The organism is Erwinia sp. Eh17-17 (assembly GCF_039675725.1).
Taxonomy (GTDB): domain Bacteria; phylum Pseudomonadota; class Gammaproteobacteria; order Enterobacterales; family Enterobacteriaceae; genus Erwinia.
Window position 1 is genome coordinate 870,684 of sequence record NZ_JBDFQT010000001.1, and the last position, 23,891, is coordinate 894,574.

Genomic DNA, 23,891 nt, shown 5'->3' on the forward strand with positions numbered 1-23,891 from the left:
CAAGGGGGTACGCCATTCATCTGATCAACCACACCATCAGCCCCAGCCCCACCAGCGCCACGGTGCTAAGCCCGATAACAGCCAGCCCGCAGTAGAGAAGGCGGTGAGTTTTGCGCGCGGCCGCCGTGGCGTGACTATGCAGGCTGCTAAGCTGTTCGCTCAGCGCCTGATGCTGCTGCACCAGCCCGCTATGATGTTCACTCTGCCTTTCATCCTGGCGGGCAATGTCCTGCCGGAGCTGACTCAGGCGCTGTGAAAGGACGTCAACCTCCTCCCGGCTCTCCCTGATGCTGAGATTAACCTGCTGGTAGAACCTTTGCGCATCCCCGCTTAATTCGCCAATTTCCTGCTGCTGTCCCTCCAGATTTTCCCTGAGGGTGGAAAACTCAGAGGTGATATTCTGCAGGGATTTGGTCCGGGCCTTATCCAGGGTAAATAAGGCGTCGTCCAGCGCCTGCGCCTGGCTGGCTTTCTGTTTATCAAGCTCACTGCGCAGCGTGCTAAGAAAAAGCTCCTGAACTAAGGTATCCAGCATCTGCTCTTCACTGGCTTTTTGGGGGGACGCAATAATCGTTTTCAGCCTAATCATTCTCTTCACCGAGTGATTGCACAAATTTAAAATCGTTATTTAACATTCTCTGCATTAACAGCCAGGCCAGGCGTTCGCTGTTATTGATTCCGGGGTCTGATATGCGCGCCGTAATTTCCCGCGTCCGTTTTTGCATGGCGGAAGAAATCACGCTGCGGAACTCTTTGCTTTTACCAAGCTGATCTGAATAAAGTGAAATCCGTTCATCATGATCGTCCGTTAGCCGTTCTTCCTGCTGTCGCAGAGCGGCAATTTTACCTTCTGACGCTGTTAACACGAGGGAAATGCGTCTTGCACGATGCCTGAGCCGACGCTGAAGTTTTTCCAGATCCTTGATTTTTCGTTCTTTTTCAACCAGCAGTAGATGGGCGATTTTTTCCTGCAGAACACCGGCATCAGCACGACAGGCTCTGAGCAGCGCAGATAAATCCTCCCTGAACGTGCTTGAGAAGAGATAGGTCTCAACCCAGTAACTCTTCAGATGTTTCTCCAGCGCGCGAATATGGCCGCCATCCGGTGCCGCACCGATCGGGAGCTGATGATGAATACACGCCTCGCGCCAGACGGATGAAGAGAAGATCCGGAAGTCAGCAATAATCGCGTTGAGATATGCCAGCGTCTCCGTCTCTGAAAGTAATGCCAGTCGCTGCTCAAACGCCTGATACAGATCGTCTGCACTTTCCCCCGGCCATCGATCGCGGCATTCATTCAGCTGAATGCTGAGCTTTTCAGTTGCGGACTGAGTGCTGTCATTCAGATGCCGATAGCGTGAGCGAACGGCGTGATGTCGCTGAAGCTGACGCCGGATCCGCGCTTTTTCTGCCCCCCAGTCTTCTTGCTCTGCGACGATCTTCTGCTGAATCATCTGCGGCAGCGCATAGCCGGTTCGCAGTCTTGACAGCGGATTGGCCGCCTGATGCAGGGTGACCGTCAGGTCGGCTAATACCTCATCGCGCAGTGCCCTGCACTGCCTGCTATAGTCGTCATCAGCCGCCACTATCGCCTGCCACGAATGCCCGCACTCCACCGGGTAAATCAGCTGACTGACGCTATCAGGCAGATCCTGCTCCATGGTATTGATCTGTTTCAGCAGGTACTTTTGCAGTTCCGCTTTGCCCGGTGCGCTCTTCTCCAGCATGCCGCGCAGCGTGGCATTCGAACAGGCTCTGGTCAGCACAACCTTGTAGCGGTGCGGATGCCAGTACCAGTCGGACAACAGCGGGTTCCCCAGCTCTTCCTGTTGAAGAAATGACAGCGCATCCACCCGCCCGATCAGCAGCACCACATCCGCCGAAGAGAGATGGCGGCTGGCAAGGTGATTCACGTAATGCTGTTCATTCTTGTTTTTTGAATGCGTGCCCGGCAGGTCGCGGATCAAAAAATGGTGGCTGGCCTGGTTCTCCAGGTTAAAAAAGCGCTGCGGGATAAACACGTCAATGCTGTCATAGACGCGGCGACCCTGCTCCACCTCCTGACGCAGGCTGGCAAACACCGCAACCGCCGCGTCGTCATCCAGACTTTGCTGGCCGTGATTAACATGGCTGAAGTACCAGCCGTTATCTTCAGCGATGCGGTAGCGGTATGACCTTGCCGTAGACATATTGCCCAGCGTCTGCCCCCCGCGCAGCAGTTTGTTCAGCTCGGTGAAACGCTCTTCCCGTACGCCCAGCAGGGTGAGGATAAACGAGGTTTTCCCCACCTGTGCCGGGCCGTAGACAATCACCGAAACCTGACGGGAGGCGCCGTTTGCCGTCTGGATCAGCCTTGCGGTATCAAACTGGCCCAGAAAGGTGGTATAGCTCTGCTCGGCCCAGTCATAGCGCTGCTGGCAGAGGTCAGGCCAGGACTTGCTGGACGTTAGCTTCATATAATCTGGCTTCTTTCTGCACGGCTACCAGTTTTTTCACGGTAAGCATGATGGTACTTTTGTTACTCAGCGCATCCTGAGTGCCATAGATACGGTGCAAATTCCCTTCGATATGCTGGCGAACCCCGTCCATCATCTCGTGGTAGTGACCGATGATGAACTGTTCATTCTGGAAGGCCAGTTCGCTCATCAGCTGGTTAATATAATAAATTTGCGCTTTATCGCTGTCGCGGATCACCCCGGTCAGCTGATACAGACCGTAGGCAATACTCGCCACCAGCGCCGCTTTGCCCACCAGCGCCAGCGGCGTAAAGGCCCCGCCCGGATTATCGGTGGTGGTTTTGCCATCCAGCGTGCCGTCAGCGGCATCAGCTCCGACAAAAGCCATCAGCGCCGTTTTAATCGGGTGGTAATTGTCACTGCCTGAAAATAACGTCTCGAAGATGGTTTGCGGCAGTATCTCGTCGGCCAGCGGAATGGTGCAGGCCGGGTCCTGGCGCAGAGCGATCTCTGCCAGACCGAACTCCAGCGACAGCGCCGGTAGCACTTTCAGCGCCGCACTCAGCTGTTCGAACTGCGACACCTCTTTGCCGCGCAGCAGCGTCTGCAACCCGTCCAGCAACCCCGGATTAACGATGCCCGTGCCTGACTGGTGTGGCTGAACCTGATAACCCATTTTTTGCGCCAGCGATATCGCCTGCGGTGACGGCATATTCGCGTCCGGCAGCAGTCCGCTTTTCGCCAGCGTCTTACGGTTCAGTGTGGTTAGCGCCGAGATGTTGCGCTCGCTGATGTCCTGACCTTCATACTGCGCTTGCCAGGCCTGCATCACTCTGGCGTGACGATCGTCGTCCACCTCAAGCCCCTGGAAGGCTAAACGGCGTCCCAGAATCTTCGCGTTGTTGATGAACCCCACCTCTTCTGCTTTGTAGCGATCTTTACAGACCGCAACAGCCTGAATGAGATGCTGCTGCGTCTGATTTTTTATCGCCTTACGCAGCTGGGTTTCATAGGCTGCGACTGATTTGTCATATTCGCCAAGAATATCGTCAATGACGGATTCGTTTTGCTGGCGGGTATCGCACAGCATTTTCAGGCTATCGATGATTTCGCCCACATCACCTTTAATCAGGCTCATAAAGCGATCGAGCGCCACGGCTTCGGAGGCATAGCTGCTGGTGAGGTTATCTTTTACCGTCTCCCGAAGCGCATCTATCCAGCTTTCACGATTGCCGACCCCGGTGGTCACCACGCTATCCCTGCCCGTTGCCGGGTCGCTGGCGAAGCGAGCCATCGCACTGGCTTTCACCTCTTCCCGCTCCTGCTCATTAAGTGCTTCGGTTTTCGACACCACAATCACCGGGGAGCGCTGGCTGAAGTTTTCACGTAAATCGTCGAGCACGGTGGTTCTGCTGTCATTAGCCAGCTGCGTCTGGTCGGTGACGAACAGCACACCGCGCGCATTGACCATCACATGACGCATCATCTCCTGCCACTGATGGTTACGGCTGTTGACCAGCTCATAGCCCGGCAGTAGCGCCCAGGTGATATTCTCATCAATAAACGACTGCTGCTGATTAATCCGGATCAGCGGATAAAGCAGCCTGAGACTGTCCTTCTCAAAGCTCTGCACGGCGCTCCAGTCGCGCAGTACTCTTTTCAGTTCTTCCGGGGTTGCCCGATAGTTTCGATCAATTTCTCCGCTGTCGCGGTTAAGACAGACAAAGATGATGTCCGGCTGACCGGCAGCCACTTTGTCACACTGTTCAATAAACAGCGGCACCTGCTCGCCCCGCCCCGGATTGCCCTCCAGCAACAGATCGTCAATGCCGAGGATCTCTTTGGCCAGCGTGGTTTTACCCGCGCCCTGCGTCCCGGCGATGGCATAAATCGCCGTGCCCTGCAGCAGGGTCGTCAGTTCCACCTGGCGCAGCACGTCAATAATACGGTCAGTATCTTCCTGACCCTGCTGGCCTTCGCCATGCTGTATCGACAGGTGGAGCGCTGAAACTAAAGCGGAGCGAAGATTTTTTAGCGTATGAATATTAATAGACATGATGACATCATCCTTATGGTTAACGATGGCAAATCCCTGGGCGTTGATCTCTTTGCGGTTATCGGCCCGGCCAGCGCTTTCTTTATCCCCTTTTTTCTCATTCCCACCAGTCACACCAACTTAGTCTATGATTGTTTGGCGCATGACAACGAGGACACGCAATGGAATCCCGATCATTCTCCAAAAAATGGGGAGCCGAATTCGTGGCTGCCGACACCGTTTGTTTTCGTCTCTGGGCCACCGGCCAGAAAAAAGTCACGCTCAGGCTCTCCGGCACCGACACGGAGATGGCCGCCAGCGGCGACGGCTGGTTTGAAATCAACGTCGCTGGCGTCTCACCCGGCGCGGAGTATCAGTTCGTACTGGCCGACGGGATGACCGTACCGGACCCGGCCTCCCGCGCACAGCAGAAGGACGTGAACGGGCCGTCGCTGGTCGTTGCCCCGGATAGCTACGCCTGGCAAAACCCGCAGTGGGCTGGCCGTCCGTGGGAAGAGAGCGTGGTCTACGAACTGCATATCGGCACCTTCACGCCGCAGGGGACGTTCCGCGCCGCAGCGGAAAAACTGGCCGGGCTTGCCGCGCTGGGCATCACCATGATCGAAGTGCTGCCGCTGGCGCATTTTGGCGGCCAGCGCGGCTGGGGCTATGACGGCGTGCTGCTGTATGCACCCCATGCCGCCTACGGCACCCCGGATGACTTTAAAGCCTTTGTCGATGCGGCACACGGCTACGGTATTTCCGTGGTGCTGGATATCGTCCTTAACCACTTTGGCCCGGAAGGTAACTACCTGCCGCTGCTGTCACCCGACTTTTTCCATCAGGAGCGCGCCACGCCCTGGGGCGCGGGCATTGCCTACGACGTTCCGGCGGTGCGCCAGTATATTATCGGTGCCCCACTTTTCTGGCTGCAGGAGTACCGGCTTGACGGTCTGCGCTTCGACGCCATCGACCAGATTGAGGACCCTCAGCAGCCGCACGTGCTGACGGAGATTGCCCGCCGCATTCGTGCGGAAATCCCGCAGCGCCCCGTGCATCTGACCACCGAAGACTGTCGCAATGTGATCTTCCTGCACCCGCGTGACGCAGACGGCAGCGCGCCGCTGTTTACCGGCGAATGGAATGATGACTTCCACAACGCGGTTCACGTTCTGGCGACCGGGGAAACCCACGCCTATTACCAGGATTTTGCCACTGACCCGGAACTGGGCGTGGCGCGCGCGCTGGCCGAAGGGTTTATCTATCAGGGTGAAGTCTCGCCGCAGTCCGGTGAACCTCGCGGGGTGGACAGCCGCGGGCAGCCGCCTGCCGCCTTTGTCGACTTTATCCAGAACCACGATCAGGTCGGTAACCGGGCGCAGGGAGAAAGGCTGATTTCCCTGGCCGGCGCGGAGCGCACTAAGGTGCTGCTGGCACTGCTGCTGCTGTCGCCCCATATTCCGCTGCTGTTTATGGGCGAAGAGTACGGCGAAACAAACCCCTTCCTGTTCTTCACTGACTTTCACGGTGACCTTGCCCGCGCGGTGCGCGAGGGTCGGGCGCGAGAGTTTGCCGGGCACGCCGGACACGAGGGCGAAACGGTGCCTGACCCGAACGCAGAATCCACTTTCGCCGCCTCCAGGCTTGACTGGAACAAGCCGGAAACCCCGGAAGGAAAAAGCTGGCTGGCACTGACCCGACGGCTGTTAACCCTGCGTCAGCAGCATGTTGTGCCGCTGCTGGCCACGGCGGGCGGCCATGCGGGCCGGATAGTGAAAACCGCGCCGGGGTTGCTGGCCGTCAGCTGGACCTTCCCGCAGGGCACGCTGTCTGTCGCCGTCAATCTCGGCCCCGATGCACAGCCGCTGCCCGCCCAGCCGGGTGCGACGATCTTTGCCTGGCCAGATGAAACCGCGCTTCTGACCCCGAACGCGATTGTCGTTCGCCTTTTACCGGGAGACAGCCAATGACCATTCCTGGCGCCACGTACCGCATTCAGTTTCGTAACGGCATGACGTTTGACCGCGCGGCGGCTCTGGTTCCCTACCTGCTGGAGCTTGGCATCACGCATCTTTATGCTTCACCGGTGTTCACCGCGACCTCCGGGTCCACCCATGGCTATGACGTTACCAACGCCAATGAGATCGAACCGGCGATCGGCGGACGCGCCGGCTTTGACCGCATGGTCAGGGCGCTGAAAGATGCCGGGCTGGGCCTGATCCTCGATATCGTGCCGAACCATATGGCCGCGTCGCTGGAGAATGCCTGGTGGCGTGACGTGATTGAGCACGGGGAAAAAAGCCGCTACGCGCACCATTTTGATATCGACTGGTCGCGCCGCCTGACCCTGCCGTTTCTCGGTGACACCTTTGAAACGGCGCTGGAGAACGGCGAAATCGCCGTTAAAGCCGACCCCGCCAGCGGCAGGCCGGCCCTGGCCTACTTTGATAACTTTTACCCGCTGCATCCTGACAGCTGGCGCGGCCGCGAGGCGGAGCTGCTGGCGCTGACCGATAAGGCGCAGATCGCCGGGCTACACCAGCAGCAGCCCTGGCAGCTGACGGACTGGCGCGAAGCCGCCAGCAACCTCTCTTACCGCCGTTTTTTTGAAATTACCGGGCTGGTCGGCATGCGGGTTGAGGACAGCACCGTGTTTGATGATACCCACCGGCTGATCCTGGAACTGGTTCACTCTGGCGCGGTTGACGGCCTGCGGGTCGATCACGTTGACGGGCTCGCCGATCCGCAGGCCTATCTTGCACAACTGCGCCAGCAGGCCGGAGAGAACTGCTACATCACCGTGGAAAAAATCCTCGGTAAAGATGAACGCCTGCCGGAGGACTGGCCGGTGTCCGGCACCACCGGCTACGAGTTTATGGCGGCACTTTCCGACGCGCTGGTCGACGGCACTCAGATCGCGGCGCTGCGCAAAATCTATAATGATGTGGTTGATAAACCGGTGAATATGGCGGCAGAGCTGCGCGCCGCCAAGCTGCTGATGGCCGATAAGAACTTCGCCGGAGAGTTTACCACCCTGCTGAAGCTGGCCGTTGAGATCGCCGGGTCAGAAAACGCCGCGCTGGATGAGGACGCCCTGCGCCAGGCGCTGCGCGAGCTGCTGGTCGCCTTCCCGGTCTATCGTACTTACGGTACGCAGGACGGACTGCCCGCCGCCGACGCTGAACGCCTGCAAAACGTGGCGGAGAGCGTCAGCCGCAGCAGCACGGCACCGCAGCCTGCCGCGCTGGATCATCTGCTGCGCATCCTCAAAGGCGAGGTGGCTGACAGCGCCAGCGCCAGCCGCTTCCGCACGCGCTTTCAGCAGCTGACCGGGCCGCTGATGGCGAAATCCGTCGAGGATACGCTGTTCTTCCGTCAGCATATGGCGCTGGCGCTCAACGAAGTCGGCGCAGAGCCACTGCCGCGCGCCTTCTCCCCCGGCCGTTTTCACAAAGAGATGATCGACCGCCTGCAACAGCAGCCGGATGCGCTGTCCGGCACCACCACGCACGATACCAAACGCGGGGAAGATGCCAGAGCCCGGCTGTACACCCTGTCGGAAGCCCCGGAGCACTGGGCTGCCTGCGTCTCACGCTGGAGCTCGATGAACCAGCAGCACGTGGCAAGGCTCGACGACGGCCCGGCACCGAAACCTCCGGTACAGTGGATGCTCTATCAGGCGCTGGCGGGCGTCTGGCCTGCCACCCTGCAGCCGGACGATGTGGCCGGGCTGGCGGCGCTGGAAGAACGCTTCCTGGCCTATGTGCAAAAAGCCCTGCGCGAAGCCAAGCAGCGCACCAACTGGACGGCCGTCAATGACGACTATGAGAATGCGGTGCTCGACTATGCCCGCCACCTGCTTTCCCCGGCTAATCCGGGCTTTTTGCAGGACTTCAGCGCCTCGCTCCAGCCGTTTATCCGCGCCGGGCTAGTCAACAGCCTGACGCAGACCGTGGTGAAGCTGACCGCGCCGGGCGTGCCGGATATTTACCAGGGCAGCGAGACGCTGGATTTCAGCCTGATCGACCCCGATAACCGCCGCGAACCGGACTTCAGCGCGCTGGCACGGATGCTGGCAGAGCGTCAGACTCCGGTAGACAGCTCGCAGGCGCACTGGCTGAGCGGCGAGCTGAACCTGCACATCATTGCCAGCCTGCTGGCTGTCCGCCAGGCCAGACCGCCGCTGTTTCGCCGGGGCGACTATCTGCCGCTGCAGGCTGACGGTCAGGGCGATGAACATATTATCGCCTTTGCCCGCTATGACCGCACGGATGCGCTGCTGGTGATCCTGCCGCGCCTGGTGCTGGAGCTGGCAGATGGCGCGGCTCAGGCAGGTGCAACGACCCTCGCTCTGTCTGCACCGCTGGCCCACCGTCGCTACCGTAATATTCTTAGCGGAGAGGTGACCTTTATTACCGATGCGGTCACGCCGCCTGCGGATAACCGTCACCTGCCGCTGATACTGATCAGTGAATAACGAAGTGAAAGAACAGAGGCCATTTGAGGGTAAATGGCCTGTCGATCGGCTACGGAAGAAGAGAAAATAATGACAAACGGCAAGCCTTTTGCAATAACACCAGGGTCAAACCACCAGCTCGGCGCTAATTTCGACGGCAGAGGGGTGAACTTCGCCCTGTTTTCCGCCCATGCCGAACGCGTGGAGCTGTGTCTGTACGACGCCAGCGGGAAGAATGAGATCGCCCGTCTGACGCTGCCGGAATACACCCATGAAGTCTGGCATGGCTATGTGCCCGATCTGCAACCCGGCGCGCTATACGGCTACCGCGTCTATGGCCCCTATGACCCGGAAAACGGTCACCGCTTTAATCCGAATAAACTGCTGATTGACCCCTATGCGCGTGAGCTGGCGGGAGACATCGAGTGGGATGAGGCGCACTTTGCCTACGATCTCTGGCATGAGGATAAGGATCTGACCTTCGATACGCGCGACAGCGGACCGTTCACCGCCAAATGCCGCGTAATCGACCCTGACGAATTCAACTGGCGTGATGAAAACCGCCCGGTGGTGCCGTGGGCAAAAACGGTCATCTACGAAACGCATGTCAAAGGCTTTACCCAGCTCAACAGCGCCGTGCCCGAGGCGCTGCGCGGTACCTATGAGGGCATGGCGCATCCAGCCTGCGTGGAGTACATCAAAAGCCTTGGCGTCACCACGGTGGAACTGCTGCCGGTGCACTGGTTCCCGGACGATCAGCACCTGCTGGACAAGGGGCTGAAGAATTTCTGGGGTTACAACACGCTGGGCTTTTTCGCGCCCGCTTCGCGCTACTTCGGCCCGCGCGGTATTCAGGGCTTTCGCGACATGGTGCGCGCCTTCCACGACGCCGGCATCGAGGTGATCCTCGACGTGGTCTACAACCACACGGCGGAGGGCAACGAGCTGGGGCCAACGCTCTCCTTCAAGGGCATTGATAACTACTCTTACTACCGCACCCTGCCGGATCGGCACCGTTATTACATCAACGATACCGGCACCGGTAACACCGTCAACACCTCGCACCCGCGCGTGTTGCAGATGATTATGGACTCCCTGCGCTACTGGGCAGAATCGATGCACATCGACGGTTTCCGTTTCGATCTGGGCACCATTCTTGGCCGGGAACCGGAAGGGTTCGATCCGCGCGGCGGCTTTTTCGATGCCATCATGCAGGACCCGGTGCTCTCGCGCCTGAAGCTGATTGGAGAGCCCTGGGACATTGGCCCCGGAGGTTATCAGGTGGGCGGGTTTCCACCGGGCTGGGCGGAGTGGAACGACAAGTATCGTGACACGGTGCGCGAATACTGGAAGGGAGACAACGTCTCCACCGACTTTGCCGCCCGCCTGCTCGGATCCGGCGACCTCTATGACCAGCGCGGTCGTCGTCCGTGGGAGAGCGTCAACTTTATCACCGCTCACGACGGCTTCACGCTGAATGACCTGGTGTCCTACAACGACAAGCACAACGAGGCCAACGGCGAAGACAATAACGACGGTCACAACGATAACCGTTCCTGTCATTACGGTGTTGAAGGCCCCACGGACGATGAAGGCATCAACGCCGTGCGTGAACGTCAGAAACGTAATTTCCTCGCCACCCTGCTGTTTTCTCACGGAACACCGATGCTGCTGGCTGGCGATGAGTTTGGCCGCAGCCAGCGCGGCAACAACAACGGTTACTGTCAGGACAACGAAATCTCCTGGATTGACTGGGACAGCCTGCCGGAAAGCGGCGAGGCGCTGCGCCAGTTTACCCGGCAGCTGATCGCGCTGCGCGCTGCGCAGCCGCTGCTGCGGCGTGAAAGCTGGCGTGATGATATGGAAATCAAATGGTTTAATGCCGGAGGGGGTTTTCAGCAGCCGGAGCAGTGGGACGAAGGCTCAACCCTTGGGGTATATATTGGCCGCGCCGATCTGGCAGAACAGGACGGGGTCTGGCACGACGTGCTGATGCTGTTCAATCCTTTCGAAGGGAATGTGCCCTTCCTGATCCCCCAGTTTGGTGAGGGAGGCTGGGTGCTGGAGCTCTGCACGTCGGACAGAGCAAAACCGGGCCAGATCATCACTAAAGAGAAGAATGTTGAGCTGGAAGGCCGTAGTTTTGCCCTGTACCGAAGACCGTAATGCGTGAAGCGCAGGTCAGCTTAGCGGCTGACCTGATGCCCAATCACGCCACCGATGGCCGCGCCGCCCAGGGTTCCCCAGGTGCTGCCACCGGTGAGCACCGCGCCCCCTACGGCACCGACACCCGCACCAATCGCGGTGTTTCTGCCACGGTGAGACATGCCACAGGCCGAGACTGAAAGCGTAATTAATAACACCACTGCAATGGTACCGCTGCGTTTTAAAAGCATTACAAACCTCACCGCCATCAGAATAATGGCATGCAAAAAAGTTAATCTTATTGGTTTTTGACCACTTCCTTTGGCAACTCCGTGCTTCCTTCGTCGCAGAATATAAGCTTTGTTCTGGCCCTGCGGCAGGTAAAAATTCTTATAAAATAGCGCTATTTTTTGACCCGTACGGCATGACTTAGCACTCCGGGTTCTGCGGTGAAGGGCCGCGAAACGTTTTACGCCATTCGCTGGGGCTGACGTTAAACCGGGAGCGAAAACTTTGCCGGAATGAAACCGGTGAATTAAAGCCTGACAGTCCGGCTATTTTCTCTATGCTGTGGTCGGTAGTTTCAAGCAGTTCCTGACTGCGCTGCAACCGTTCGGCAGTCATCCAGTCACTGACGCTCATTCCGGTCGCCTTAATAAAATGACGGGTAAACGTTCTGCGGCTCATGCTGACAAAGCGGGCAAGTGAATCGACGCTGTGGGGAGTGTCGATATGACTGCGCAGATAGTCCATTAGCTCATTCATTTTACTGTCGCGCGAGCTGACCGGAACGGGCCGCTCAATATACTGAGCCTGGCCGCCCTCGCGATATGGCGGAATAACCATCCGCCTGGCAACCCGGTTCGTCACGGCCACGCCGTAGTGTTCCCGGATAATATTCAGGCAGCAGTCGATGCCCGCCGCCGTACCGGCAGAGGTGATCAGACGCTCATCGCTGGTATAGAGCGCGTTGGTGTCCAGCCTGATGTCGGGAAACCGGGCGCTGAAGTCATGTTCATACTCCCAGTGCGTTGCAGCCCGGCGGTGATCCAGCAGCCCGGCATAGGCCAGAACATAGGTCCCCAGGCAAAGCCCGACCACCTCCGCACCGTTTTCCCATGCGCGTCTTAATGCATCAAGCAACGGCCCGGAAGGCCTTTCCTCCGGATGGCTCCAGTAAGGAACGACAACGATATCCGCCGCGGCCACGGCGTCCAGCCCGTGTTCAGCGTGGATGGAAAGTCCGTGATCGGACTGCACCCTTCCCGCCTGCTCAGCGCAGATCTTAACCTCAAACAGATCCTGCCCGGCCATCACGGTGCCGAAGAGAATACACGGCACCGAAAAATGAAAGGCGCTCACCCCCTGGGTGGCAATCACGGCGACTTTACGTCCTGGCATACTGTTCCTTATCTGGCGGATAGCGTTTCCCCTCGCCTGCGAAGGGATTCACAACGTTCAGAAAACCAGTGATTCTCCGTCTTCAGGGATCATTACGCTACCGGCAATGTTATTCTCAAGCGAAAACTGGCGCAATTCATCACGGCTCAGAATGCAGTGATTGACCGCTTCCATATGAGAGGCAACGACAATGGTTTCCGGTAACACCCGGAGTGTACGCAGCGCATCGTCTTTGCCCATGATGATCGGACCGTAAATATCACTGACCGCATAGCCGATATTTAACACCACCACATCGGGCTTATGGTGGAGCAGGTTTTTGATATAGGGCTTCACCCACACTGTGTCGCCCGCCAGATACAGTTTCTTTTCAGCGGGATGCGTGAATACCAGCCCGCAGGCATCGCCCAGCATCTCTGCCAGTACCGGGTCTGCATACAGCTCGTTGCTGCCGTGCTGGCCATCGGTTTTACACACGGTGATGCCGTCGAGAAAGCGGTTTTCGGCCTGCAGGACGAAAACACAGTTAAAGCCCTGCGAGCGGATCAGATCAGCATCGGCTGCATTCTGCGTATAAATCGGGATCGCTTTCGGCAGCTGCTTCTGCGCTTCCTCGTCCCAGTGATCGATATGAGTATGCGTGACAAATACCGCATCCACGTCGATCAATTCAGCAAGGGTAACCGGCAGGTCTACCATCGGATTACGCAGCTCAGGCCGGGCAAATCCCTGAAAACTGTCAAAGGTATGTTTAGGCGCCAGCATCGGGTCGATAAGAAACTTTTTCCCGGCATATTCCAGCACCATGGTCGCATTACGAATCTGGGTTAATTTCATCTGACTCTCCGGTTTTTCTCTTCATTAACAGGCTATCCCCGCCGGGGATATTTTCCGGCGGGGTGAATGACCCTCACTATAAGCAGTCAGAGAGATCAGCGTGAGACGGCATAAAGACAATACCCGATGAAATTGGGCCATACTGCCCTGTACGGCCGGACGACGTTAACCCCCTGCCATCAATCGCTGTGAAACAGCTCACGCTATCATATGAAACCGGTTGCAGAAATCGGGACCACTGTTAGCATGAAATCGGTTTCACCTTCTGTTACCTCTCTCTTCACCCATAAAAAAAGGTCGATAAAAATGGCGGTCATCAGGGATTACAATAAGTTAGCGACTGATATACTTCACGAAGTTGGCGGCGAAAAGAACATCGATACCTTCTCCCGCTGTGCGACCCGGTTGCGGCTGGTGTTGAACGAAACCCCTGCCGGAGCCAAAGAAAAAGTCCAGGGCCTGCCGGGCGTAATTGCCGTCGTCGAGAGCGGAGGCCAGTTCCAGGTGGTGATTGGCACCCACGTGGCCGATGTCTTTAATGCGCTGTCGTCCGTACTGGGCGATCAGCACAGCGGCGGAAAGGCTAAGCAAAAAACGCGCTGGCTGGATGCCGTGATTGGCACCATGTCAGCGGTGTTTGCCCCCATCGTTTATATTCTGGCGGCAGCCGGGATCCTTCAGGGGATATTAATTGTCGTCGGACTGATTGATGCCGATATTAAAACCAGCGGCACCTACGCCATCTTCAACTTTATGTCGTGGACGCCGTTTGCTTTTCTGCCGGTATTTATTGCCATTACGGCGGCCCGGCACTTTAAATGTAATCCGTTTATTGCCGTGCTCTGCTGCTGTGCCCTGATCAACCCGGAATTGACCGCGATGGCAGGCCGCATTGCCGGGGGCGAAACCATCAGCTTCCTGTTTATTCCGCTGGCGAAAACGGTTTATACCTCGTCAGTGTTACCGCCGCTGTTCCTCGTCTGGGCGCTCTCGTGGCTTGAAAAGCGCGTGGAAAGAAGCCTGCCGGAGGTGGTCAGCGCGCTGTTCACACCGCTGATTTGCTTCGTGGTGATTGTGCCGCTGACGCTGATTGTGATTGGCCCGATCACTACCTGGGCGGCCATGGGCGTCGCCAGCGGCTATAACGCCCTGTTTGCCTTTGCGCCTGCGGTCGCCGCTGCCGTGATCGGCGGCGTATGGCAGATTGTGGTGATTTTCGGCGTACACTGGGGCATTACGCCGGTGATTATGGCGAACTTCGATACCCAGGGTTATGACTCTTTCCAGGCCTACCAGACGATAGCGGTGATCGGTCAGATGGCGGCGGTGTTTGGCGTGTTCCTGAAAACCCGCAACCGGGAGCTGAAAGCCACCTCTCTGTCGGCGGGCGTAACCGCGATTTTCGGCATCACAGAGCCTGCCATTTACGGCGTCACCCTGCGCTTTAAAAAACCGTTTATCTGCGGCTGTATCGGTGGTGCTGTCGGGGCCGTGGTCGCCAGCCTGTTCGGTTCGCTTTATTACGCTTACGCCGCGTTACCCGGCCTGTTTACCCTGGTGAATGCCATCAGCCCTGAGGCACCGATGTCGTTTATCGGTGAGCTGGCCGGCAGCGCCACGGCCATTATTCTGACCATTGTGATGGTGCAGTTCGTCGGCTTTGAAGATCCGGTGGCCGCCGAAACCCTCAATGAAGAGACGCAGACGGCTCCGCGGGCACCCGCCGCCACGCCGGTCAGCGCCGGCGCACCGCTGCAGGTGCGCAGTCTGAACCTGCTCAGCCCGCTGACAGGGACGGTGATCGCGCTGGAAAGCGTTGCGGATGAAACCTTTGCAGGCAAACTGCTCGGAGACGGCATCGCCATTCGCCCCAGTGAAGGCCTGGTGACCGCCCCGTGTGATGCCGTGGTGGCCACGCTGATTGACTCCCATCACGCCGTTGGCTTGATCTGCGATAACGGTGCCGAGCTGCTGATCCACGTCGGGCTGAACACCGTTGAGCTTCAGGGTAAGCACTTCCGTCCGCTGGTAAAAGAAGGCGACCGGGTGAGCGCCGGAACGCCGCTGCTGGCGTTTGATAAGGCTGAAATTGAAGCCGCCGGTTACGACCTCACCACCCCGGTACTGGTGGTTAACAGCGACGAGTTTCAGCTGAAAAAACATCATTCGCAGGGTGAAATTCAGCCACTGATGCCGCTGATGAGCCTTTCCTGACGGAGAGCATAAGGGGAGCATGAACGCCGTCTGGATGTTTGCGGCGGGGATGGTATCATCTCTCGCCGCTAAAACTTCAATGGAGTCAAGCATGTCCACACTGCGTTTACTGTTATCTGATTCGTACGACCCCTGGTTCAATCTGGCCGTGGAGGAGTGCATATTTCGTCAGATGCCGGCCACCCAGCGCGTGCTGTTCCTGTGGCGTAATGCGGAAACCGTCGTGATTGGGCGTTCACAGAACCCGTGGAAAGAGTGCAACACGCGGCGTATGGACGATGACGGCATCCGGCTGGCCCGGCGCAGCAGCGGCGGCGGTGCAGTGTTTCATGACCTCGGTAACGTCTGCTTTACCTTTATGGCCGGGAAACCGGAATACGATAAGAGCGTATCGACCGGCATTATTTTGCGCGCCCTCGCCTCGCTTGGCGTTGCGGCTGAAGCCTCCGGGCGTAACGATCTGGTGGTGAATACCTCCGACGGCGTGCGCAAAATTTCCGGTTCGGCCTACCATGAAACGCACGATCGCGGCTTCCATCACGGTACCGTCCTGCTGGATGCGGACCTCTCGCGCCTGGCCGACTATCTCAACCCGGACGTGAAGAAGTTGCAGGCGAAAGGCATTACCTCGGTACGCTCCCGCGTCGCCAATCTGGCTGAGCTGGTGCCCGGCATCAGCTTTGAGGCCATCAGCCGCGCGGTGACGGCGGCATTTTTTGAACATTTTGGGGAAACGTGTCAGCCGGAGCATATTTCCCCGACGGCACTGCCCGACCTGCCGGGCTTTGAGGCGCAGTTTGCTAAGCAGAGCAGCTGGCAGTGGAATTTTGGTCAGGCACCCCAGTTTCAGCATCTGCTGGATCACCGCTTCAGCTGGGGCGGCGTGGAGATCCACGTGGACGTCGAGCGCGGGAGTATCAGCCGCTGTCAGATTTTCAGCGACAGCCTGAACCTGGCCCCGCTGGAACAGCTGGCTGAGCAGCTACCGGGGACGCAGTATCGCCCGGAGGCAATGGCCGCGCAGGTGGCGCTGCTGAAGGTAGCATTTCCGCAGCAGGCTGCCGAGCTGACAGAGCTGGAGCAGTGGCTGACAGAGAGTATCCGCTAGTCTTTGGCGGGTGAGGCGATCGTTGCAGGGTTCAACCTTCTTTTTCGGTCGAACCGGATGTTAAGGGCGGACCGGAAAAAAAGGTCCGCCCCTACAATCTGCCATCACATTCAACCATCATTCCGGTCGGCCAGGTGACCGTCGTAGGATCCAACCATCATTCCGGTCGGTCAGGTGACCGTTGTAGGGTTCGACCTTCTTTTCCGGTCGAACCGGATGTTAAGGGCGGACAGGAAAAAAAGGTCCGCCCCTACAATCTGCCATCACGTTCAACCATCATCCCGGTCGGCCAGGGGACCGTCGTGGGATCCAACCATCATTCCGGTCGGTCAGGTGACCGTTGTAGGATTCAACCATCATTCCGGTCGGTCAGGTGACCGTTGTAGGATTCAACCATCATTCCGGTCGGTCAGGTGACCGTTGTAGGATTCAACCATCATTCCGGTCGGCCAGGTTTCCGTTGTAGGGTTCGACCTTCTTTTCCGGTCGAACCGGATGTTAAGGGCGGACCGGAAAAAAAGGTCCGCCCCTACAATCTGCCATCACGTTCAACCCTCATTCCGGTCGAACCGGGTTCACGATTATACCGCGATCACCACCACGCACTGCCCGGCGCGCACTGCCGACCCCGGCTGAACGCGCACCTGATGAATGACACCATCGCACGGCGCCAGCAGCGGGATCTCCATTTTCATTGCCTCAACGATCACCAGCACCTCCCCCTGCGTGACACTGTCACCCACTGCCTTCTTCACCTGCCAGAGATTACCGGTGATGGCACTCTCAACGGCCAACAGCCCGGCGGCTAATGGCGCATCTTCGCTCAACTCCGCCACAACTTCCTGACTGTCAAAATGCGCCTGGCCGCTGGCTATCCAGCGTTCACGCTCGGCGTTAAACGCTGACTGCTGATGCTGTCGATAACCGCTGATGCCGCTGGCCTCTTCCGCCAGGAACTGCTGATAGTCTGACAGCGCCAGTTCGGTGTGCTCAATGCGTAGCGGATAGCGTCCCAGTGGGAAATCACGACGGATGCGCAACAGCTCTTGCGCCGACACCGGGTAAAACCGGATCTGGTCAAAGAAGCGCAGTAGCCAGGGCTTACCGCCAAAGTCGGCCACCTCCCGGTAGCGGTTCCACATCTGCAATGTACGCCCGACAAACTGATAGCCCCCCGGCCCCTCCATGCCGTACACGCACAGGTAAGCACCGCCAATACCCACCGAGTTTTCCGCAGTCCAGGTGCGCGCCGGGTTGTATTTGGTGGTCACCAGACGGTGGCGCGGATCGAGCGGCGTGGCAACCGGCGCACCGAGGTAAACATCTCCCAGCCCCATCACCAGATAGTTGGCGGCAAACACCGTATTAAATACCGCCTCAATATCCGGCAGATCGTTAATACGGCGGATAAATTCCAGGTTGCTCGGGCACCAGGGCGCGTCGCGGCGCACCGTGGTCATATACTTATCAATCGCCAGCTGACAGGCCGGGTCATCCCAGGAGAGCGGCAGATAAACCACCCGCGACGGCACGCGCAGATCGTCCAGGCTGATAACCGACTGCCACTGTTCGCTGATGATGGCCAGCAGCTCACACTGCGATAGCCGGTCCGGCTGGTAGTGAATTTGCAGCGAGCGGATACCCGGCGTCAGATCGATTATCGCCGGATGGTGCAGCGCCTCCAGCGCCTGCATCAGCGCATGACCGCGAAAACGCAGCACCAGGTCCAGCTCCGGTGCGCCAATCTCCAGCAGCAGATGCGTATCCCCGGACAGGCGCGCCACCAGGCGACGATCGTCATGGCCTGTATCCAGCACCACCGGCGAAGTTAAGGCCGCCGCCTGCCAGGCCGGTTCTGCCGGGCTGAGCTGTGCCAGTTCAGCCTGACGCCCGGCGTTAAGCTGCCGTGCCGTGGTGATACTCACCGGCACAAAGCGCAGACGATCCCCCGCTTTCAGCTGGCCCACCTGCCACAGGTCCGCTTCAATCACCGTGACCGGGCAGACAAAACCGCCCAGGCTTGGCCCGTCGGGACCGAGGATCACCGGCATATCCCCGGTAAAATCCACCGCCCCCACGGCATACGGGTTGTCATGAATATTGGACGGATGCAGCCCGGCCTCGCCGCCGCTCTCGCGCACCCACTGCGGCTTCGGACCGATCAGGCGTACCCCGGTGCGGCTGGAGTTAAAGTGCACCTCCCAGTCGGTCGCAAAGAAGGTGTCGATATAGCCGGGGGTGAAGTATTCCGGCGCCGCATGAGGGCCGTAGATCACCCGTAAGGTTCTGACCGCGGGCAGGTCAGGAACCAGTGCCGCAGGCAGCCTCTCTCCGGCCGAAAAGTCCGTAAGCGCCGTCAGATGCAGTACGTCTCCGGTACGCAGCGCACGGCCCGCGTGGCCGCCAAACTGGCCGAGGGTGAAGGTGCTTTTACTGCCCAGATAGTCCGGCACCGCAATCCCGCCGCGCAGGCACAGATAGCTGCGCACCCCGGCCCCTTCAGGGGTGCCCAGGGTTAAGGTGGCCCCCCCCGGGATGTGGAACGTCTGATTCATCGGCAGCGGGACACCGTCCAGCGTCAGCGCCAACGCCGCGCCGCACACCACCGCCACGCTGGCGGTATTGAAGCGCAGCGTCGGGCCACTCAGCGTGATCTCCAGCGCTGCCGCATCGGGAGCGTTGTTCAGCAGGCGGTTACCGAGGCGCAGCGCGCGGTCATCCATCGGACCGGACGGCGGCACACCGACGGCCCAGTAGCCGAGGCGGCCGGGATAATCCTGCACCGTGGTCTGCGTTCCGGCGCTCAGCACCTCGACGGTGGTGGCGTGATAGCTCAGGGAGTCGAGATAGCGCGTCCAGGGCTCACCGCTGGCAAACGGTGCCGAGCGCAGGATCTGCTGCAGATACTGACGGTTGACCTCCACGCCGTAAAGCCGCGTCTCGTTCAGGGCCGTGTCCAACGCGGCAATTGCCTGTTCCCGCGTGGCACAGCAGGTGATGATCTTCGCCAGCAGCGGGTCAAAGAACGGCGGGATATCGCAGCCGGACTCCACCCAGGTATCGATGCGCAGCCGCTGGCCGTCAGCGGGCGGGAAGCTCACGTCGGTCAGCAGTCCCGGCGAGGGCTGAAACTGACGACCGGGGTCTTCGGCATAAACACGGGCCTGGATCGCATGGCCCTGAGGTGACAACGTCACGGCAAGCTGCGCCAGCGGCGGCAGGTCGCCTGCCGCCAGGGCTATCATCCAGCGTACCAGATCCACCCCCCAGACCTGTTCGGTAACGCCGTGCTCTACCTGTAACCGGGTATTAACCTCAAGGAACCAGAACTGCTCTGCGGCGGCGTCATATACGAATTCCACCGTGCCCGCGCTGCGGTAGTTGACCGCTTTTGCCAGGGTAATCGCTGCGGCACACAGGGCGTCGGCTATCCCGACGGGCAGATTAGGGGCTGGCGTCTCTTCAATCACCTTCTGGTTGCGGCGCTGTACCGAACAGTCGCGCACGCCCAGGGCGATCGCTTCACCCTGACCGTCGCCGAAAATCTGTACTTCCAGATGGCGCGCGCGGGCGATGTATTTCTCAATAAACACCCCGGCGTCGCTGAAGTTGTTCTGGCCCAGGCGCTTTACCGCGTCAAAGGCCTGCGCCAGCTCGTCGGCGTCGTGGCAGACGCGCATGCCGATCCCCCCGCCGCCAGCGGTGCTTTTCAGCATCACCGGATAGCCTACCGCACGCGCCGCCGTCAGCGCGGCGTCCACGTTCTCCAGCAGATCCGTGCCTTCCAGCAGCGGCACCTGATGGGCTTTTGCCAGCGCGCGCGCGGTATGCTTCAGCCCGAACAGGCGCAGCTGCTCTGCCGTCGGGCCGACAAAAACAATCCCTGCCGTTTCACAGGCCTCGGCAAACGCCGCGTTTTCCGAGAGAAAACCGTAGCCGGGGTGGATCGCCTCTGCGCCGCTTTCCCGCGCCGCCGCAATGATTTTTTCCACCGCCAGATAGGTCTGCGCCGCCGGGCCGTCGCCCAGGCTGATGGCCCGATCGGCCTCGCGGATATGCAGGCTGCCGGCATCCGCTTCAGAAAATACCGCCACGCCGCTCACTTCCATGGTGCGCAGCGTACGTAAGATACGGCACGCAATCGCGCCCCGGTTAGCAATCAGCAGTTTTTTGAACATCAGGAAGACTCACACCAGGGCGGGCCGTCCCGCCAGAATCATGGCCGCCTGAGGTCGTCCCCAGGGGAAAATCGCGTATTTTCAGCCGGTCAGTTCCACACCAGCACTTCGGCAGCCGTCGGGTTCCAGCCGTTGCAGGGATTATTGAGCTGCGGACAGTTGGAGATCAGCACAATCACGTCGCATTCTGCGCGCAGCTCCACGTACTTCCCGGCGGCGGAGATACCGTCGGCAAAGGTCAGTCCGCCCTGCGGCGTCACCGGCACGTTCATAAAGAAATTGATGTTGGCGGCGATATCGCGTTTGTTCAGCCTTCCGTCGTGCAGGCAGGCGCAGAGAAAGTTATCGCGGCAGCTGTGCATGTGGCGGGTGTCAGCGTGATAACGCACGGTGTTACTCTCCTGGGAACAGGCCCCGCCCAGCGTATCGTGACGCCCACAGGTATCCGCCACGAGGGTCAGCAGCGGGCTGCCAAGGTTGGAGTAGAGCACGCTGCCGACCGTCAGATAGGCATTGTTCTGACGGCGCAGCGTGCGCTGGGCATCGTAGCGCTCACGCGGGCTGGCCGCGCTGTAGAACAGCGTATCGACCGCCTGGTTACCGTCGATATCGTGCAGGCGCAGGGTCTGGCCTTTTTTCACCTCAAACAGGAAGGGTTCTCCGGCCGGGATGGTATGGCGGTACACCGCGTCGGCGGGCTGTCTGTCACTGGCAGTCAATGTCATCAGGTGGCTCCTTAAACGGCAAAGCGCTCAATATTCTGGAAGGCGCGCAGGTTTTCCGGGCGCGAGGTTTTGCATCCCTCCAGCAGGTGTTCATCGCTGGCATTGCGCAGGCTCAGCTGCACCGGGCGCGGGTGGTATTCCGGGTTAGGATCCATCGGATGTGGCAGCGCGGTCAGCACCACCAGTACGTCCATCGGCGCGTACAGCTCCACCACACTACCCGGCGCAGCGTGCTGCGCATGGAAGGTGAACGCGCCCTGCTCATCCACCGTGACTTTGCTGAACAGGTTGAGCACCATATGCAGGTCTTCAAGGCCAAGGTTCCACTTGCCCATCTCTACCAGCAGGTTATCCAGCCCGTTGCGGTGGAAGCCGTTGCGCAGCTCCTGATAGCGCCCCTGGCCGTACTTTTCAGCGACTTCGGCAGCGTTCAGCACGCCGCCAAAGCTGTCGTGCCAGCCGCAGGTGTCCGTCACGATCGCGGCCAGTACGCGGCCCATATCGGAGTAAAGGCAGTGCCCGGCGGTCAGTTTTGCAGTGTGCTGCCCTTTCAGCGTGTCCGGCAGGTTCAGCCGTTCGCTTTTTTCACTGGCGTTAAACAGCATCAGGCTGACGTTGGCCCCGCCTTCGCTGTCGGTCAGGCGCAGGATCTGCCCTTTTTTCACGACCAGCGAGGTGTGACCGCCGCCGGGTAACGTCTCTTCACAGGGGTGATTCATCAGCAATCTCCTTATTAAATAATGTGGCCGCCAGCGCCGGGTGCGGGATCACCAGACCGGGCTGCTGACGCTGCCGCAGACGGGTTTCATTCAGCGGCAGATCGTAGGTAATGCGCGCCCCCCAGGCGTTGGGTTCGTGGGGATCAATGCGGACTTTGTCGAACACCAGCAGTCGGGTGCCGAGGTTGAAGCCTTCGGACAGATCGTGGGTGACCATAAACACGGTCAGCCGGGTTTCCTGCCACAGCGACAGCAGCAGGCTGTGCATATCCTTGCGGATGCCGGGGTCAAGCGCGCCAAACGGTTCATCGAGCAGCAGGATGCGCGGACGCATGATGAAGGCCTGGGCAATTGCCAGACGCTGCTGCATCCCGCCCGACAGCTGCGCGGGATATTTCTGCAGCGCATGGGCTAATCCCACCCGCGTCAGCATCTCTGCCGCCTGCTCGCGTGCCGCTTTTTTTCGGCGGCCAAACAGGCGTCCGGTCAGCGGGGCCTGCGACAGCTCCAGCCCGATGGCGACGTTATCCAGCACGTTGAGGTGGGGAAACACCGAGTAACGCTGGAACACCACGCCACGGCTGGCGTCCGGCTCGGCCTTCAGCGGTTGCCCCTCCAGCAGAATGCGGCCGCGGCTTGGTTTTTCCTGACCCAGCAGCAGGCGCAGAAAGGTCGATTTTCCGCAGCCGGAAGCCCCGACCAGGGTGCAGAACTCCCCTTCATTAATGCTCAGATTGAGGTTTTCCAGCACCACGTGACGGCCGTACTCCTGCCAGAGCTGTTTGATCGTGATAAAACTCATGATTTATCTCCCTGAGCCCAGGGGAAACACAGCCGGTTAAGGCGACGCAGCCCAAGGTCCATCAGCCAGGCCAGCAGCGTAATCCAGATGACATAAGGCAGGATCACGTCCATCGCCATATAGCGGCGCACCAGGAAGATGCGGTAACCCAGACCGGCGGTGGACGAAATGGCTTCAGCGGAGATCAGGAACAGCCAGGCCGAGCCGAGCAGCAGGCGCAGCGAGGTCAGCAGCCGGGTCAGCAGCTGCGGTAGCACCACCCGCAGCACCACCGTCCAGCTGCTGGCTCCCAGGGTCTGGGCTTTGATCAGGATCTCTGCCGGAATTTCCCGCGCCCGCTGCTCCAGATCACGCGCCAGCATCGGCGTGATGCCGATGACAATCAGCATGATTTTTGACAGTTCATCCAGCCCGAAAACGATAAACAGCACCGGAAGAATGGCCAGCGGCGGCACCATCGACACCACCGTCATAAATGACGACAGCGGCGAGCGCCACATCGGGAATACCCCGGACGCGATGCCAAAGCACAGCCCCAGCAGACTGGCAATGCCCAGCCCGATCAGCAGCCGGCCCAGGCTGACGGCGGTATCCATCCATAACAGATAGTCACCGCTGCGTTTATCCGGGGTGAACGCCATGCGCTGCACTGCGTCGATCATCTGCCCCAGTCCCGGCAGCAGTTTGTCATGGGGGTTCGCCTCCAGCCGTAGCGCCGAACCGATAAAATACGCGGCGATGACCAGCACAAACGGCAGCACAACCAGCATCAGGTGCATGCCCCGGTCGGGGTGTCGATTAATTTGCCGCATGGT

At 59.3% G+C, this 23,891-nt stretch carries 16 protein-coding genes; 5 read left to right on the top strand and 11 right to left on the bottom strand.

The window, feature by feature from the left end:
- Positions 1–16: 16 nt before the first annotated feature.
- Genes ABEH87_RS03860 through ABEH87_RS03870 form a run of 3 tightly spaced genes read right to left on the bottom strand, consistent with a single transcriptional unit; the run spans position 17 to position 4,512 of the window.
- The gene (locus tag ABEH87_RS03860; RefSeq protein ID WP_346574050.1) at positions 17–589 is read right to left on the bottom strand and encodes a hypothetical protein; all 573 of its coding nucleotides are present in this window, start codon (positions 587–589) and stop codon (positions 17–19) included.
- Positions 582–2,456, bottom strand: coding sequence for a hypothetical protein (locus ABEH87_RS03865; RefSeq protein WP_346574052.1), 1,875 nt, complete (start codon positions 2,454–2,456; stop codon positions 582–584). Before ABEH87_RS03865 ends, ABEH87_RS03860 begins: the two co-directional genes overlap by 8 nt.
- A complete protein-coding gene (locus ABEH87_RS03870; RefSeq protein ID WP_346574054.1) occupies positions 2,425–4,512 on the bottom strand; it encodes a hypothetical protein in 2,088 nt (695 codons plus the stop codon). Before ABEH87_RS03870 ends, ABEH87_RS03865 begins: the two co-directional genes overlap by 32 nt.
- Before the next feature lie 161 nt (positions 4,513–4,673).
- On the opposite strand from ABEH87_RS03870, the gene treZ reads away from it, so the two are divergent.
- The 3 genes from treZ (at position 4,674) to glgX (ending at position 11,113) form a co-directional block, all read left to right on the top strand.
- Positions 4,674–6,461, top strand: coding sequence for a malto-oligosyltrehalose trehalohydrolase (gene treZ / locus ABEH87_RS03875; protein WP_346574055.1), 1,788 nt, complete (start codon positions 4,674–4,676; stop codon positions 6,459–6,461).
- Positions 6,458–8,968, top strand: a complete 2,511-nt coding sequence (treY, locus tag ABEH87_RS03880) for a malto-oligosyltrehalose synthase (protein WP_346574057.1) — start codon at positions 6,458–6,460, stop codon at positions 8,966–8,968. The genes treZ and treY overlap by 4 nt, the downstream gene beginning before the upstream one ends.
- A 69-nt stretch (positions 8,969–9,037) precedes the next feature.
- A complete protein-coding gene (gene glgX / locus ABEH87_RS03885) occupies positions 9,038–11,113 on the top strand; it encodes a glycogen debranching protein GlgX (protein ID WP_346574059.1) in 2,076 nt (691 codons plus the stop codon).
- Between the two features lie 20 nt (positions 11,114–11,133).
- Here glgX and ABEH87_RS03890 read toward each other — a convergent pair whose 3' ends face one another.
- The 3 genes from ABEH87_RS03890 to ABEH87_RS03900 form a co-directional block, all read right to left on the bottom strand.
- Positions 11,134–11,343 (bottom strand): glycine zipper 2TM domain-containing protein, encoded by a 210-nt coding sequence (locus ABEH87_RS03890; RefSeq protein ID WP_346574061.1) that lies wholly within the window; start codon positions 11,341–11,343, stop codon positions 11,134–11,136.
- Positions 11,344–11,521: 178 nt separating this feature from the next.
- Positions 11,522–12,493 (bottom strand): helix-turn-helix domain-containing protein, encoded by a 972-nt coding sequence (locus ABEH87_RS03895; protein ID WP_346574062.1) that lies wholly within the window; start codon positions 12,491–12,493, stop codon positions 11,522–11,524.
- 57 nt (positions 12,494–12,550) lie between these two features.
- Positions 12,551–13,330: an MBL fold metallo-hydrolase gene (locus ABEH87_RS03900; RefSeq protein WP_346574064.1), complete on the bottom strand. Its 780-nt coding sequence runs from the start codon at positions 13,328–13,330 to the stop codon at positions 12,551–12,553.
- A gap of 306 nt (positions 13,331–13,636) precedes the next feature.
- Here ABEH87_RS03900 and ABEH87_RS03905 point away from each other — a divergent pair, with 306 nt between their 5' ends.
- Together ABEH87_RS03905 and ABEH87_RS03910 are read left to right on the top strand one after the other, a co-directional pair.
- Positions 13,637–15,544 (top strand): beta-glucoside-specific PTS transporter subunit IIABC, encoded by a 1,908-nt coding sequence (locus ABEH87_RS03905; RefSeq protein ID WP_346574066.1) that lies wholly within the window; start codon positions 13,637–13,639, stop codon positions 15,542–15,544.
- A 91-nt stretch (positions 15,545–15,635) separates the two neighbouring features.
- Positions 15,636–16,652, top strand: a complete 1,017-nt coding sequence (locus tag ABEH87_RS03910) for a lipoate--protein ligase A (protein ID WP_346574068.1) — start codon at positions 15,636–15,638, stop codon at positions 16,650–16,652.
- Positions 16,653–17,233: 581 nt separating this feature from the next.
- Here the strand turns inward: ABEH87_RS03910 and uca are convergent.
- The 5 genes from uca to ABEH87_RS03935 all read right to left on the bottom strand — a co-directional run bounded on the left by uca (position 17,234) and on the right by ABEH87_RS03935 (position 23,888).
- Complete coding sequence (gene uca, locus ABEH87_RS03915; protein ID WP_346574069.1) at positions 17,234–20,830, bottom strand: urea carboxylase; 3,597 nt, start codon at positions 20,828–20,830, stop codon at positions 17,234–17,236.
- 89 nt (positions 20,831–20,919) lie between these two features.
- Positions 20,920–21,555, bottom strand: coding sequence for an urea amidolyase associated protein UAAP2 (locus tag ABEH87_RS03920; protein WP_346574071.1), 636 nt, complete (start codon positions 21,553–21,555; stop codon positions 20,920–20,922).
- A gap of 11 nt (positions 21,556–21,566) precedes the next feature.
- On the bottom strand, positions 21,567–22,274 hold the full coding sequence (locus tag ABEH87_RS03925; RefSeq protein WP_346574072.1) for an urea amidolyase associated protein UAAP1: 708 nt from the start codon (positions 22,272–22,274) through the stop codon (positions 21,567–21,569).
- A complete protein-coding gene (locus ABEH87_RS03930; RefSeq protein WP_346574074.1) occupies positions 22,258–23,076 on the bottom strand; it encodes an ABC transporter ATP-binding protein in 819 nt (272 codons plus the stop codon). Before ABEH87_RS03930 ends, ABEH87_RS03925 begins: the two co-directional genes overlap by 17 nt.
- Positions 23,073–23,888 (bottom strand): ABC transporter permease subunit, encoded by an 816-nt coding sequence (locus ABEH87_RS03935; protein ID WP_346574076.1) that lies wholly within the window; start codon positions 23,886–23,888, stop codon positions 23,073–23,075. Before ABEH87_RS03935 ends, ABEH87_RS03930 begins: the two co-directional genes overlap by 4 nt.
- Positions 23,889–23,891: the final 3 nt, after the last annotated feature.